Consider the following 13391-nt stretch of genomic DNA (forward strand, 5'->3'; position numbering starts at 1 on the left):
GCGGAAGGAGTTTCGGGTGATGACCGAGGTCGCACTGCTGTTCCCGGGCCAAGGCTCGCAGCACGTCCGGATGGCCGCCGGCCTGTACGGGCACGACGCCGTCTTCACCGACGCGGTGGACGAAGTCTTCGCCGCGCTGGGCCCCGACGGCACCGCCATCCGCGCCGACTGGCTGACCGACTCGCCCGCTGTTCCCCTCGACCACGTCACCCGCTCGCAAATGCTGCTGTTCACCGTCGGCCATGCCCTGGGCCGGATGATCCTTTCCTGGGGCGTGCAACCGGCCGCGCTGCTGGGCCACAGCGTCGGCGAGGTGGCCGCCGCGACCCTTGCCGGTGTCTTCGAAGTCCCCGCCGCCGCCGAGCTGATGTGGCAGCGGGTGCAGGAATTGGCGTCCGCGCCCGCGGGCGGAATGCTCGCCGTAGCCGCGACCGTCGAGGACGTCGCGCCGGTCCTGACCGATGACGTCGTGATCGGCGCGATCAACGCTCCCCGCCAGCTGATCCTCTCCGGCCCGGAGGCACCCTTGGCGGAGGCGGCGGAGAAGCTGCGCGCCGACGGGCGGATGTGCCTCCTGGTCCCCGCGACGTCCGCCTTCCACAGCCCCTCCTTGGCCGAAGCCGCCGCCCGATGCCTCCCGTCGGTCGCGGCCGCGCAGCCCTCGCCGCCGAAGATCCCGATGGTGTCGGGCTACACCGGCCGCGTGCTCACCGATGCGGAAGCGACGGACCCTGCTTACTGGGCCTCCCACCCGGTAGAACCGGTGCGGTTCTGGCCCGCCGTTGGCACGCTGCTGGGGCCGGACTCGCCGCTCCCGGTTGAGGGACGGCGGGTGCTGGTGGAGACGGGACCGTCGCAGTTGCTGGCCAAGGCTGCGCGCCTCCATCCGACGGTGCGGGCGAAGGAGGCTTCGGTGCTGGCGATGCTGCCCGCGCGAGCTGGCGGCCCGGACGCGGACCTTGCTGCGGTGGCGGCTTGCCGAGAGGCGCTGGAGGCGGCGGGGAGCTGCGGGTGATGGTGGCCGTCGAGCGAAGCGGAGGGCTGCGGATCGCGTGACGGTGCCGCTCCGCTCCCGCCCGTGATTGCCCTCGGCGGGGCCAGCCCCTTCGTCGGCTCCGGCCACAGTTCGCCGGATGAGCCGCGGCGGACTTGCGGGCGGCTGGGCAGTCGGTCTCGCACGGCTGCACCACTCACCTGGGCGATACGGTGCAAGGACGTCCGCCCGTGTTACGGCTGAGTTGAGATCTGCGTAGCGACTCGTTCACTGGCCGGTGTTGTGCTGTCGAAAGGCTGCGGCCTCACCCGGCCGCAGCGATTTCCGAGGCGCGAGGCGGTGGTGACGCGATGTGGCTGGTCGAATGTCCGTCGTTCTGGGACCAGGGTTTGATCCGCCCGCTTGTCACCGAACACGGCAAAGTCGTGCTGATGTGCGATTCCTGCACCGCGGTGTGGCGAACCCCGTCCGGCATTGAGGAGTTCGAGCACGTCGAACCGGAAGCGCCGGAGTGGTCCATCGGCTCGGACACGCACGTCCGCCCCGGGACGACCCGCTGGGCTGAGCTCGCCGACGTCACCTCCGCCGGTTGGGGCGACCTCCGCTGGCGCGAATTGCCCTGAACCTGGGCAGCTGCACGGATTTCCCCCGGCGCGCACGCTGCCGAGACCGCCACGCGTGCCGATCGCTCGCCGCTGAAAGCGCGACTCTGCCGGGCACGCCCGCCGTTCGCATGAGCAAATAGCTCCGTGTCGTTTCGGCGGATCCGGGCTTAGGTTCGGGCGGTGGCGAACGAATTGACCATTCCGCTCCTGCCCTGTCCGTCCATCGACGAGATCGCGTCGTTCTACGACATGCTCGGCTTCGAGATCACCTATCGGCAGACCCGGCCGAACCCGCACGTCGCGCTGCGGCGGGAAGACATCAATCTGCACTTCTTCGGCATGGACGGCTACGACCCGGCGCAGTCGTACAGCACGTGCCTGGTCATCGTCCCGGACATCGGCGAGCTGTTCGAGTCCTTCGCCGCGGGAATGCGTTCCGCGCACGGAAAACTGCTCGTCTCCGGCATCCCGCGGATGACCCGGCCGCGGCTGCGCAACGACCGGTACACCGGGTTTACCGTCGTCGATCCGGGCGGCAATTGGATCCGGATCCACAAGGCGGGCAAAGAACCCGAAGCGCGGACCAAGCTAGCGAAAGCGCTGGAAAACGCCGCGCGGCAGGCGGATGCGCGCGGCGACGCGCGCCAGGGTCTGAAGATCCTGGAAGGCGCGTTGAAGCGGGCGACCGGCGACGAACCGGAGTTCGAGGCGGTGCGGGAGTACCGCGACGAGCTGGTCGAACGGATCAAGGGGGCGGAGCCAAGCGGTTGAGCCCCTCCCTGCCGCCGCTAGTCAGTGTTACTATCTACTGGTACTCAGCAACACTGACTAGCTGAAGGGCGTTCGATGGGCAAGCAGGCGACGGAGATGCTCAAGGGGACCTTGGAGGGCATCGTCCTCGCGATTCTTGCCGGGCGGCCCGCTTACGGGTACGAGATCACCTCGTGGCTGCGCGAGCGGGGATTCACCGATATCGCCGAGGGCACCGTTTACGCGCTGCTCGTGCGGATCGAGCAGCGCGGGCTTGTCGACGTCGAGAAAGTGCCGTCCGAAAAGGGGCCGCCGCGCAAGGTTTACACGCTGAACGCTCCGGGGCGGGCGAGCCTCGACGAGTTCTGGCGGAACTGGCGGTTTCTCTCGGACCGGCTCGAACAGCTGCGCAAGGAGGGGATCGATCATGGGGAATGACGGAAAAAGCAGGTATCTGCATTATCTGGAAGTGGTCACCGGTCCGCTGGAGGACAAGAAGCGGTACCGGCGGTACAAGGCGCGCGTCGAGGAGCTGCCGCCGGACTACCGGGCGGCGATCAAGGCATTGCACCGGTATCTGCAGTACTTCGGGCCGGGGACGGCGGAAAGTCATCTGCGGATGCTGGACGATCTCATCGACCTGTTCGAGCAGAGCGTGGCGAACGGGACGACGGTCCGGGGCATTGTCGGTGACGAGCCGGTCGAGTTCGCGGAGGAGTTTCTCCGGAGTTATCCCGAGGGGAACTGGATTTCCCGCGAACGGACCCGGCTGACCGAATCCATCGACCGCGCGGTGGGCGGTGCGGTATGACGGCGCCGGCGATACGAGTGCGGGGGTTGCGGAAGGCGTACGGAAAGCTGGAAGTGTTGCGCGGCGTCGATTTCGAGGTGGCGCGCGGCAGTATTTTCGCGTTGCTCGGGTCGAACGGCGCGGGCAAGACGACGGTCGTGCGGATTCTGTCGACCTTGCTCAAGGCGGACGCGGGCGAGGCGGACGTCAACGGGTTCGCGGTGGCGAGCCAGGGTGAGGATGTCCGCGAGTCGATCAGTCTCACCGGGCAGTTCGCGGCCGTCGATGAAATCCTTACTGGGCGCGAGAATCTGGTCCTGGTGGCGAAGCTGCGGCACCTCAAGAACGCGGGCGAGATCGCGGACGTGTTGTTGCGGAGATTCGCGTTGACTGAGGCCGGTTCGCGCAAGGTGTCGACGTACTCCGGTGGCATGCGCCGTCGCCTTGACATCGCGATGAGCCTGATCGGGGACCCGCAGGTCATCTTTTTGGACGAGCCGACGACGGGCCTCGATCCGCAGGCGCGCAACGACGTCTGGCGCGCGGTCGAAGAACTCGCGGAGCAGGGCGCGACGGTGCTGCTCACCACGCAATACCTGGAAGAGGCCGAACACCTCGCCGACCGGATCGCGATCCTGCACGAGGGGCGGGTGCTCGTGAACGGCACGCTGGAAGAGCTCAAGCGGCTGCTTCCGCCGGCGAAGGTCGAGTACGTCGAGAAGCAGCCGACGCTGGAAGACGTCTTCTTTTCCCTGGTCGGCACCGGAAACAAGGGGGACGGGCAATGAGCGGCCACTTCATCGCGGACAGTTCGGTCCTGTTAGGACGGTCGCTGCGGCACATCACCCGCAGCCTGGACACGATCATCACGACGACGATCACGCCGATCGCGATGCTGCTGCTCTTCACCTACGTTCTCGGCGGCGCGATCAACGCCGGCTCGGAGTCGTACGTGACCTACCTGCTGCCCGGCATCCTCCTGATCACCATCGCCTCCGGGATCGCCTACACCGCGTTCCGGCTTTTCCTGGACCTGAAGGGCGGCATCTTCGAACGCTTCCAGTCCATGCCGATCGCGCGCTCGGCGGTGCTGTGGGCGCACGTGCTCACCTCGGTGATCGCGAACCTGATCTCGGTCGCCGTCGTGGTGCTCGTGGCGTTCGCGATGGGATTCCGCACCAGCGCGGGACCACTGGCGTGGCTTGCGGTGCTCGGAATCCTGGTGTTGTTCACCCTGGCCCTGACCTGGATCGCGGTGATCCCAGGCCTGACCGCCAAATCCGCGGACGGCGCGAGCGCGTTCTCGTACCCGCTCATCTTCCTGCCGTTCGTCAGCTCGGCCTTCGTGCCAACCGGCACCATGCCCGGCCCGGTACGCGCGTTCGCCGAACACCAGCCGGTGACGTCGATCGTCAACACGATCCGCGACCTGTTCGCGGAGCGCCCGGTCGGCGGCGGGATCTGGATCGCGCTGGCGTGGTGTGTGGGGATCTTGGTGGTGGCGTATTTCTTCGCCAACGTGATTTATCGGCGCAAGATTTCCTGACCGCGGATGCGCGTGGGGTCTCGACGGGCGCGGTGCCGCGGAGGTACGTGAGGGGACCCCTGAGGGAATCAGATTCCCTCAGGGGTCCCCTCACGGCCAGCTCGGTCGTTGCGGACGGGCGAGCTGCGGCGATGCGCGGCACCGGCCACCCGAGCGAGCCTCAGTGACCTATCGCCGCTGACTCATCCCAAAGCCCACAGTCGCGCGTAGTGGCCGTCGGCGGCGACCAGCTCGGGGTGGGTGCCCTGTTCGACGATGCGGCCGTGGTCGAGCACCACGATCCGGTCGGCCTTCGCGGCGGTTGCCAGGCGGTGCGCGACTACGAAGGTGGTGCGGCGACGGGCGAGGTGTTCGGTGGCGCGGAGGACCGTGGCTTCGGTGGCTGGGTCCAGGGCGGCGGTGGCTTCGTCCAGCAGGAGCACGTCCGGGTTGACCAGTTCGGCTCGGGCCAGTGCGACGAGCTGCCGCTGTCCGGCGGACAGGGAGCGGCCGCGTTCGCCTACTGGTTGCCGGAAACCGGCGGGGAGTGCGGCTACTCCGTCCAGCGCGCCGACTGCTCGTACGGCGGCTTCGACTTCCGCGTCGGTGGCTTCGGGGCGGCCGTATCGCACGTTGTCCGCGACGGTGCCGGAGAACAGGTGCGCTTCCTGCGGCACGACGCCCATCCGGGCGCGCAGTGCGGGCAGGTCGTACTCGCGGACGTCGACGCCGTCGATCAACACCGCGCCGCCGGTGGCGTCGTAGTAGCGCGCGACGAGCTTCACCGCCGTGGACTTCCCCGCGCCGGTCGCGCCGACCAGTGCGACGGTTTCGCCTGCTGCGACGTCCAGCGTCAGGTTCTCCAGTGCGGGCTTTTCCGCGCCGGTGTAGGAGAAATCGACGTCCTTGAACCGCACTTCGCCGGACAGGTGTGCGGGCAGTTCGACCGGGTTCTCGGCAGGCGGCACCGACGTCGGCGTGCGCAGCAGGTCGCCGATGCGGCTCAGGCCGACGCGGGCCTGCTGGTAGCCGTCGAACACCGACGACAGTTGCTGGATCGGCGAGAAGAATTGCTGCAGGTACAGCAAGAATCCGAGCAGCACACCGGCTTCGAGCGTGCCGCCAGCGACGCGGTGGGCGCCGACGACCAGCACCGTGGTGGTCGCCAGATCCGACATCAGCGAGACGAGCGGGAAGTACGTCGCGATGTACCGCTGCGCGCGCAGCCGCGACCGGCGGTAGTCGTCACTGCGCGATGCGAACACCTCCGCCGAACGCTCTTCGCGCGTGTACGCCTGGGCGACGCGCAGACCGCTGACGTTCTCCTGCATGTCCGCGTTGACGACGCTCACCTTCTCGCGCGCCTCGCTGTACGCACGCGAAGCGACCCGCCGGAAGATCAGCGTGGCTACGAGCAGGATCGGCAGCATGGCCAGCGCGTAGACGGCCAGCGCGGCATCGGTGACCAGCAGCGCGACTGTGATGCCCACCAAGGTGAGCGCGCTGACGACCGCGGTGGCGAGGCCGGTTTGCAGGAACGTGGACAACGCGTCGACGTCCGTGGTCATCCGGGTCATGATCTTCCCGGACAGCTCGCGCTCGTAGTAGTCCAGCCCGAGCCGTTGCAGGTGTGCGTAGCTCCGCACGCGCAGCGAGTAGAGCACCGTCTCGCCGACGCGGGCGGTGAGCCGGGTTTGCCAGCGCACCACGAACCAGTCGGCTGCCACCACGAGCGCGCCGATCCCGGCCAGCAGCCACACAACGCTCGCCACGCCGGGCAGGACGCCGTGGTCGACCCCGCGTTGATACAGCGCGGGCAGTGCGAGCGAGGCCAGCGCGTCGGCCGCGACCAGACCGATCACGCCGATGAGCGGCCACCGCACCGGACGCAGGATCCGGGACAGCTTGAAGCCGGGGTCCGGGGCCGTGACGTCCACATCGGACAGTCGCGGCCGGTCGGTGGCCGGAGGCAGCCTGCGGACGCCTTCCAGCAGTTCGGGGGTCGGCGGCACGTCGGCGCCGCCGCTGCCCGCGAATCCGGTGCCGCCGCCGGGCACGCCGCCGCGGGACTGCGCGGCCTGGGCGAGAGCATCGACCTCGTCGCGCTCGTCCTCCGGCCACAGCACTGCCGTGGTGCCGTCCGAGCCTGGCTCGAGGTTGTCGCAACGGTGCGGTTTTTCAACGTCGTCGCCCGGCCCGGCGACCAGTTCGCGGAACAGCGCGCACCGCGCCAGCAGCTCCTCCTCGGTGCCGACGTCGACCACCCGGCCCTGATCCATCACCGCGATCCGGTCCGCCAGCTGCAGCGTCGACCGGCGGTGCGCGATGAGCAATGTGGTGCGTTCGGCGGTGACCGCGCGCAGCGTGTCGTGGATCGCGGCTTCGGTGACGGTGTCGATCGCCGACGTCGCGTCGTCCAGGATCAGCACTCGCGGGTCAGTGAGCAGAGCGCGCGCCAGCCCGAGCCGTTGCCGCTGCCCGCCGGACAGCGTGAGCCCGCGCTCGCCCACCTCGGTGGCGTAGCCGTCCGGCAGCGCGCGGATGAACTCGTCCGCCTCCGCCGCGCGGGCGGCCGCGAAGACCTCCTCGTCGCTCGCGTCCGGGCGGCCGTACGCGATGTTGTCCCGCACCGAGGTGGAGAACAGGAACGCTTCCTCGAAGACCACGCCGATCGCCTGCCGCAGGTCCTTCAACGGCACGTCGCGCACGTCCAGCCCGCCGACCCGCACCGAACCCGAGTGCACGTCGTAAAACCGGGGCAGCAGCATGGAAATCGTGGACTTGCCGGACCCCGCCGTGCCCACCAGCGCGAGCGTTTCGCCAGGCCGCGCTTCGAGCGTGAGCCCGTCGAGCACCGGGTCGCTGCGGGTGTAGCCGAACTTCACGTCGTTCAGCTCGACGCCCAGCGTGCCAGGTGGCAACGGCCGCGCGTCGGGGCTGTCGGCGACCTCCGGCTGCGCGTCGATCAGCTCGTACACCCGCTCCGCGCCAGCCCGCGTGAGCTGCGCTTGCACGACCAGCCCGGACAGGAACCGCGCCGGGCCGATCAACGCCGCGAGATACGTGGCGAACGCGAGGAACGTGCCGAGACTGATCTGCCCGTTCAACGCCAGCACGCCGCCGATCGCCAGCACCGCGACCTGACCCGCGGCAGGCAGTGCCGACGTGGTCGCTGTCGGCAACGCGGACAGCTTCGCCGCGCGCAACCGCTCCGCGAACAGCTTCCGTGCCGTGCGCTCCAGCCGCGCGACTTCGCGTGCCTCCTGCCCGAACCCCTTCACCACGCGCACACCGGTGACGGTCTCCTCGACGTGCTGCGCGACATCCGCCGCGCGCTGCTGCGCCGACCAGGTCGCCGGGAACAACCGCCGCCTGCTCAACGCCACGACGATCCCGACCGCGGGCGCGACCACCAGCGCGATGAGCGTGAGCAGCGGCGACATCCACAACATCGCGCCCAGCGACAGCACCGCGAAAATCACCGACCCCGCCGACAGCGGAACCTGCATCAGCAACCCGGTGACCAGCTGCAGATCCGAAATCGCGCGCGACACCACTTGCCCGGTGCGCAACGCGTCCTGCTTCCCGCCGTCCAGCCGCGAGACCGCGCCGAACACCCGGTTCCGCAGATCGTGCTGCACGTCCAGCGCCAGCCGCCCGCCCACGTACCGGCGCAGGAACGCCGACCCGAACGCGACGACCTGCAACGCCACCAGCCCCACCGCGAGCCCGGCCAGCTGCGCCGTATGCCCGGCCACCGCGTCGTCCACCGCCGACCGCACCAGCAACGGACTCGCCGCCTGCACCCCGACGCTCAGCACCGCCGCCGTCATCGCGAGCACGACAACGCCGCGGTGCTCCCAGCAGGCAGCGGACAACCGGCGCACCCAGCCGACCGGTCGGGGCGCCGTCTCAACGATCGGACGGTCTTGACGCGCAGGCGTCGCAGTGGTGGTCACATCACAAGGTTAGGGAGCGGCACCGACAATTTATTCCCGAGCAAGCCGCCGGCCCGGACCAAACGGGCACAACCGGCGCTCCGCCGGACAGAGGTGACGAACGGCACGCCAGCGGGTTCCGCAGGACCCTGGAAGCCCTGCGGAGCAGGGAAACCCTGGTCCGGGCGGCACAGGTGAAAGGTTGAACGTTCACCTGGTCACGGGGAAGAACCCCGGCCAAATCCACCCCCGAACGAGCGCTCCCGCCCAATGTTCTTTAAGCTAGTACCCGGCGACCCGCTCCCAGTGACCCCCAGGCTGGTTGAGCGGGTCGCCCCTTCTTCCCCTTCCCTGCTCGCGCCTGGCGGCGCTTCGCCGGGAAGGGGCGTCGTATTACCCGGGGGGCCGAGCCCCCCGGACCCCCACGGTGCGTTCGGCGGCGGTTGGGTGGGGGGTTGGGTGGAACATAAAGGCGTTGGGGCATAACAAAGCGGCGAGGGCCTTTGGCCCTCGCCGCTTTTGTGGTGGCTGGTTACGCCAGGGCGGTTTCCACGGGGGTGTGGGGGAGGCCGTGGGCGGTGGCTACTGGGGCGTTCGTCAGGGTGCCTGCGTGGGTGTTCAGGCCAAGGGCCAGGGCCGGGTCGGCGGAGAGGGCGGCTTTCCAGCCCTTGTCTGCCAGTTGCACGGCGTACGGGAGGGTGACGTTGGTCAGGCCGTAGGTGCTCGTGCGCGGGACCGCGCCTGGCATGTTCGCCACGCAGTAGAAGACCGAGTTGTGGACCGTGTAGGTCGGGTCGTCGTGCGTGGTCGGGCGCGAGTCGGCGAAGCAGCCGCCCTGGTCGATGGCGATGTCCACCAGAACGCTGCCCGGCTTCATGCGGGAGACCAGGTCGTTGGAGACCAGCTTCGGGGCCTTCGCGCCCGGGACCAGGACCGCGCCGATGACCATGTCCGCTTCCAGGACCGACTCTTCCACCGACAGGCGGTTCGAGGTGACGGTGCGGATGCGGCCGCCGAAGTCGTTGTCGATCTGGCGGAGACGGTCGACGTTCGTGTCCAGGATCTCCACGTCGGAACCGAGGCCAAGGGCGACCCGAGCGGCGTTCAGACCCGCCACGCCGCCGCCGATGACGACCACGCGCGCCGGGTGCACGCCGGGGATGCCGCCGGGCAGGACGCCGCGGCCGCCGCTCGGCTTCATCAGGGCGTAGGCGCCGACCTGCGGGGCCAGCCGGCCCGCGACCTCGGACATCGGGGCCAGCAGCGGCAGCGCGCCGTTCGGCTTCTGCACCGTCTCGTAAGCGATCGCGGTGGTGCCCGCGGCCAGCAGCGCGTCGGTCAGCGGACGGTCCGCGGCGATGTGCAGGTAGGTGAACAGCACCAGATCCTTGCGCAGGCGCGGGTACTCCTCGGCGATCGGCTCCTTGACCTTCAGCACGAGCTCGCCCTCGGCCCACGTCTCGTCCGCGGTGGCGAGCACCTTCGCGCCCGCGGCGACGTACTCCTCGTCCGTGATGGACGACCCGGTCCCGGCACCCGTCTCGACGAAGACGTCGTGCCCGCGACCGACCAGTTCGTGCACGCCTGCCGGGGTCAACGCGACCCGGTACTCGTGCTTCTTGATCTCACGGGGAACGGCGATGCGCACTGTCCTGCCTCCTGGCGGCGGTTCTGTCGAAGGTGTTGCCACTCACGGTGATCTACCCGGACGGCGGTGTCATCATCCCGCCGCCACAGTCTTGCGCCGGGTCAATAGTGCTCCCAGGACAACGCACTTGACCTCGACCGCACTCGAGGTAGTTGGCTGGCACCCGGCGGAGACCTCGAGGAAGGGCTTACATGCGAGCGGTGTGGCTGCGGGAGTTCGGCGGGCCGGCGGTGCTGCAGGCGGGGGAGGCCCCCGATCCGGCTCCCGGGCCGGGACAGGTGCTGATCGAGGTGGCGTTCGCCAACGTCACCTTCGTGGAAACGCAGTTCCGGGCGACGGGGACGGGGCCGTTCGGCAGCACGCTCCCGATGGTGCCCGGCAACGGCGTCGGGGGTGTGATCAGCCGGGCCGGGGAGGGCGTCGACCCGGCTCTGGTCGGAAAACGCGTGGTGACGTCGACCGGCGGCAGCGGCGGTTACGCGCAGCGCGTGGTCGTGGACGCGGCGTTGGTGTTTCCGGTGCCGCACGCGCTGAGCCTCGACGCGGCCGTCGCGCTGCTGGCCGACGGCCGCACGGCGACTGGGCTAGTCCACACGACCGCGGTGGCGCCGGGGGAACGGGTGCTCGTCGAGGCTGCCGCCGGAGGGGTCGGCAGTCTCTTGGTGCAGCTGGCGAAAGCCGCGGGCGCGGAGGTCGTGGCAGCAGCGGGCGGGGCGGAAAAGCTTGCCCGCGCCCGGGAATTGGGTGCGGACCTGGCGGTCGACTACACCGATCCGCAGTGGACCGCGGAGGCTGGGGAGGTGGACGTGGTGTTCGACGGCGTGGGAGGCGCGGTCGGCACCGCGGCGTTCGGACTGGTGCGGCCCGGCGGACGGATGGCGATCTACGGTCTGGCAAGCGGTTCCTGGACCGAAGTGTCCGAAGAGGACGCTGCCGCGCGCGGCGTGAAGCTGATCCGGTCGATCGGCGACGCGGCGGAGATGCGCGGCTACACCGAATCGGCACTGGCGGCCGCCGCGTCCGGACAGCTCACGCCGGTGATCGGGCAGCGGTTCCCACTGGAGCGGGCGGCCGACGCGCACGCGGCGATCGAGTCGCGGGGCACGATCGGGAAGACGCTGCTGGTCGCGTGACCGGTTTCGACGTCGACAGTTTCCTCGCGCAGCCGCTGACCGCACGGGTCGCCACCGCTGGTCCGACCGTCCGGCCCACCTGGTATCTCTGGGAGGACAGGGCGTTCTGGATCCTCAGCGGCCCGTGGTCGCGGCTGCCCGCTCGGGTGCGCAAGGAGCCGCGGATCGCGGTGACGGTGGACGTCTGCGACCTCGCGACCGGTTTGGTGCGTCAGGTGATCGCGCGCGGGTCAGCCGCCCTCGAACCGTTCGACGTGCCGCGCGGACGACGGAAACTGGTGCGCTACCTGGGCCCGGATGAGTCCGCGTGGGATCCGCGGTTCCGCGCATACCTGCTGGACGATCCGGCTGAACGCGGCACGGTGTGGGTCCGGATGGAGCCGGAATCGTTGCGCGCCAACGACCTCAGCTACCAGGTCAGCTCCAGCGGAGTGCGATCAGCTGGGTAAGCAAAGCGAGCCGTACGTCAGGATCATCAAGATTCAACGGAACAAGTTCCAACAGCCGCTTCATCCGGTACCGCAACGTGTTCGGGTGAATGCGCAACCGTTCCGCAGCAGCGCGGGGGTCGCCAGGGTGTCGGAGCCATTCGTAAAGAGTGTCGACGTACCCAGCATTACTCGCGTCGTCGTGCGCGCGCAGCACGCCGAGCGGGCCGAGTTCCGACACCTGCGCCGCCGCTGCTCCGGCGGCGGCGCGGTGCAGGACCAGGGCGGTCCAGGCCTCGTCGTAAGCCACGACGCGGCCCTCGACCAGCCCGGCTCGCAGCAGGCCCAGTGCCTCGTCCGCCTGGGCGCGTGACGCGGCCAGCGCAGTCGGGTCGCCCGGCGCGCCCGCAGCCGCGCGCGGTAGGCCGCCCCGGCGAGACGCGGGTTGGGCGAGCAGCGCCTCCCGCAGTTCCGGCCAGCCGCCCTCGCCGGGGCGGTCCGGAACCACGACGTACAGCAATCCGCCGAGCTCAGCCGCGACCGGGCGGCGTCCGAAACCCTGTGAGATCCGTTCCAGCAACGCCAGCAACAGCCCTTCGGCGTCCCGGCTGTCGCCACCGCTGACGTCCACGACGACGACCCGGTGCGGCTCGTCGGACAGGTCCAGTTCGGCGACCACTCGACGCGGCGGGACCTGTCCTTCCAAGACCGCGCGCAGCAATTCGGCGGAAGCGCGGCGTTGGGCGTCCGTATGCGCGCGCCGTCGCAGCAGGTGCAGCGCGACCACCGGCGCCGCGTCCGCGAAAGCCGCCGCGCGCTCCTCGGAAACCGGGCCGGGGACGACCGCCCACATCGAGCCCAGCAGTTCGCCGCCCATCCGGATCGGCACAATCAGCCGCGGCAGGGTGCCGTCGCGCTGGGCCGGGACGAAGATCGTCTGCCTGCCGCGGGAAAGCTCGCGGAACACGCCGCGCGAGCGGAACCGGGCGAGTACGTCGTCCGGGATGCGGCGGCCCATGATCGTCGCGACGCGCGCCGGGTCGGTGAGGTCCTGGCGCGCGGAGTACGCGAGCACGCGCGAGTTGGTGTCCTCGATCGTCACCGACGCGTCGACCACCGCGGCCACCGCGTCGGCGAGCCGGAAGAGGTCGCCGGAACCGGGGTCGCCCCCTTCTTCGAGTGCTTCGGATTCGTCGGCGAGCGCGTCCAGCACCGTGCGCAACAGCCAGACCAGCTGAGCCCAGGACGTCGCCGCGTGCACCTGGATCAACGCGATCCCGGCCGACTTCGCCGCGCGCCGCACTGACTGTTTCGCCGCCAGCGGCGGTTTCAACAGCACCGCTGCCGCACCCCGTCCGGCGCTCACCCGGACGAGTGCCGCGGCGTCGGCTTGTTCGATCGTGGCGACGCCCAGCACCAGGTCGCCGGCGGCGATGGCGGACTCCGCGCCCGGTTCGGCGATCACCACGTCGCCGACCGCCGGACAGCCTTCGGGCACGAGAAGCGCGTGGAGCAGCGTGGGACCGACCCGGTCCACGACGCTGCGCACCGAAACCACAGCTACCTCCAGCGCTCCTGAC

12 protein-coding genes are annotated in these 13391 nt (G+C 69.8%); 9 read left to right on the forward strand and 3 right to left on the reverse strand.

Features of this window, described 5'->3' with window-relative positions; all coding sequences use genetic code 11:
- The first annotated feature begins 19 nt into the window (after positions 1 to 19).
- The 7 genes from WA670_RS09015 (at position 20) to WA670_RS09045 (ending at position 4685) form a co-directional block, all read left to right on the forward strand.
- Positions 20 to 1015, forward strand: coding sequence for an acyltransferase domain-containing protein (locus tag WA670_RS09015; protein WP_336157438.1), 996 nt, complete (start codon positions 20 to 22; stop codon positions 1013 to 1015).
- A gap of 329 nt (positions 1016 to 1344) precedes the next feature.
- The gene (locus WA670_RS09020) at positions 1345 to 1617 is read left to right on the forward strand and encodes a hypothetical protein (protein ID WP_037817176.1); all 273 of its coding nucleotides are present in this window, start codon (positions 1345 to 1347) and stop codon (positions 1615 to 1617) included.
- Between the two features lie 162 nt (positions 1618 to 1779).
- On the forward strand, positions 1780 to 2370 hold the full coding sequence (locus WA670_RS09025; RefSeq protein ID WP_336157441.1) for a hypothetical protein: 591 nt from the start codon (positions 1780 to 1782) through the stop codon (positions 2368 to 2370).
- A gap of 75 nt (positions 2371 to 2445) precedes the next feature.
- On the forward strand, positions 2446 to 2787 hold the full coding sequence (locus WA670_RS09030; protein WP_037817171.1) for a PadR family transcriptional regulator: 342 nt from the start codon (positions 2446 to 2448) through the stop codon (positions 2785 to 2787).
- The gene (locus WA670_RS09035; RefSeq protein WP_043832829.1) at positions 2777 to 3160 is read left to right on the forward strand and encodes a DUF1048 domain-containing protein; all 384 of its coding nucleotides are present in this window, start codon (positions 2777 to 2779) and stop codon (positions 3158 to 3160) included. Before WA670_RS09030 ends, WA670_RS09035 begins: the two co-directional genes overlap by 11 nt.
- Positions 3157 to 3927, forward strand: a complete 771-nt coding sequence (locus tag WA670_RS09040; RefSeq protein WP_336157445.1) for an ABC transporter ATP-binding protein — start codon at positions 3157 to 3159, stop codon at positions 3925 to 3927. The genes WA670_RS09035 and WA670_RS09040 overlap by 4 nt, the downstream gene beginning before the upstream one ends.
- Positions 3924 to 4685, forward strand: a complete 762-nt coding sequence (locus WA670_RS09045) for an ABC transporter permease (RefSeq protein ID WP_336157448.1) — start codon at positions 3924 to 3926, stop codon at positions 4683 to 4685. Before WA670_RS09040 ends, WA670_RS09045 begins: the two co-directional genes overlap by 4 nt.
- A 182-nt stretch (positions 4686 to 4867) precedes the next feature.
- Here WA670_RS09045 and WA670_RS09050 read toward each other — a convergent pair whose 3' ends face one another.
- Both WA670_RS09050 and ald read right to left on the reverse strand, forming a co-directional pair.
- Positions 4868 to 8584: an ABC transporter ATP-binding protein gene (locus tag WA670_RS09050; protein WP_336157679.1), complete on the reverse strand. Its 3717-nt coding sequence runs from the start codon at positions 8582 to 8584 to the stop codon at positions 4868 to 4870.
- A gap of 550 nt (positions 8585 to 9134) precedes the next feature.
- Positions 9135 to 10250 (reverse strand): alanine dehydrogenase, encoded by a 1116-nt coding sequence (gene ald / locus WA670_RS09055; RefSeq protein WP_336157450.1) that lies wholly within the window; start codon positions 10248 to 10250, stop codon positions 9135 to 9137.
- A gap of 191 nt (positions 10251 to 10441) precedes the next feature.
- On the opposite strand from ald, the gene WA670_RS09060 reads away from it, so the two are divergent.
- A complete protein-coding gene (locus WA670_RS09060) occupies positions 10442 to 11383 on the forward strand; it encodes a zinc-binding dehydrogenase (protein WP_336157452.1) in 942 nt (313 codons plus the stop codon).
- Complete coding sequence (locus tag WA670_RS09065; RefSeq protein WP_336157454.1) at positions 11380 to 11832, forward strand: pyridoxamine 5'-phosphate oxidase family protein; 453 nt, start codon at positions 11380 to 11382, stop codon at positions 11830 to 11832. Before WA670_RS09060 ends, WA670_RS09065 begins: the two co-directional genes overlap by 4 nt.
- Here WA670_RS09065 and WA670_RS09070 read toward each other — a convergent pair.
- The gene (locus tag WA670_RS09070; protein WP_134668685.1) at positions 11801 to 13369 is read right to left on the reverse strand and encodes a PucR family transcriptional regulator; all 1569 of its coding nucleotides are present in this window, start codon (positions 13367 to 13369) and stop codon (positions 11801 to 11803) included. The genes WA670_RS09065 and WA670_RS09070 overlap by 32 nt on opposite strands.
- Between the last annotated feature and the right edge of the window lie 22 nt (positions 13370 to 13391).

The sequence above is a fragment of the Amycolatopsis sp. VC5-11 genome, assembly GCF_037034185.1.
GTDB classification, from domain to species: domain Bacteria; phylum Actinomycetota; class Actinomycetes; order Mycobacteriales; family Pseudonocardiaceae; genus Amycolatopsis; species Amycolatopsis nivea.

Bases quoted from the DNA above. Each gene is read 5' to 3' on its own strand.
- WA670_RS09015 (WP_336157438.1), top strand. From the start codon at position 20: ATGACCGAGGTCGCACTGCTGTTCCCGGGCCAAGGCTCGCAGCACGTC.
- WA670_RS09020 (WP_037817176.1), top strand. From the start codon at position 1,345: ATGTGGCTGGTCGAATGTCCGTCGTTCTGGGACCAGGGTTTGATCCGC.
- WA670_RS09030 (WP_037817171.1), top strand. From the start codon at position 2,446: ATGGGCAAGCAGGCGACGGAGATGCTCAAGGGGACCTTGGAGGGCATC.
- WA670_RS09035 (WP_043832829.1), top strand. From the start codon at position 2,777: ATGGGGAATGACGGAAAAAGCAGGTATCTGCATTATCTGGAAGTGGTC.
- WA670_RS09040 (WP_336157445.1), top strand. From the start codon at position 3,157: ATGACGGCGCCGGCGATACGAGTGCGGGGGTTGCGGAAGGCGTACGGA.
- WA670_RS09045 (WP_336157448.1), top strand. From the start codon at position 3,924: ATGAGCGGCCACTTCATCGCGGACAGTTCGGTCCTGTTAGGACGGTCG.
- WA670_RS09060 (WP_336157452.1), top strand. From the start codon at position 10,442: ATGCGAGCGGTGTGGCTGCGGGAGTTCGGCGGGCCGGCGGTGCTGCAG.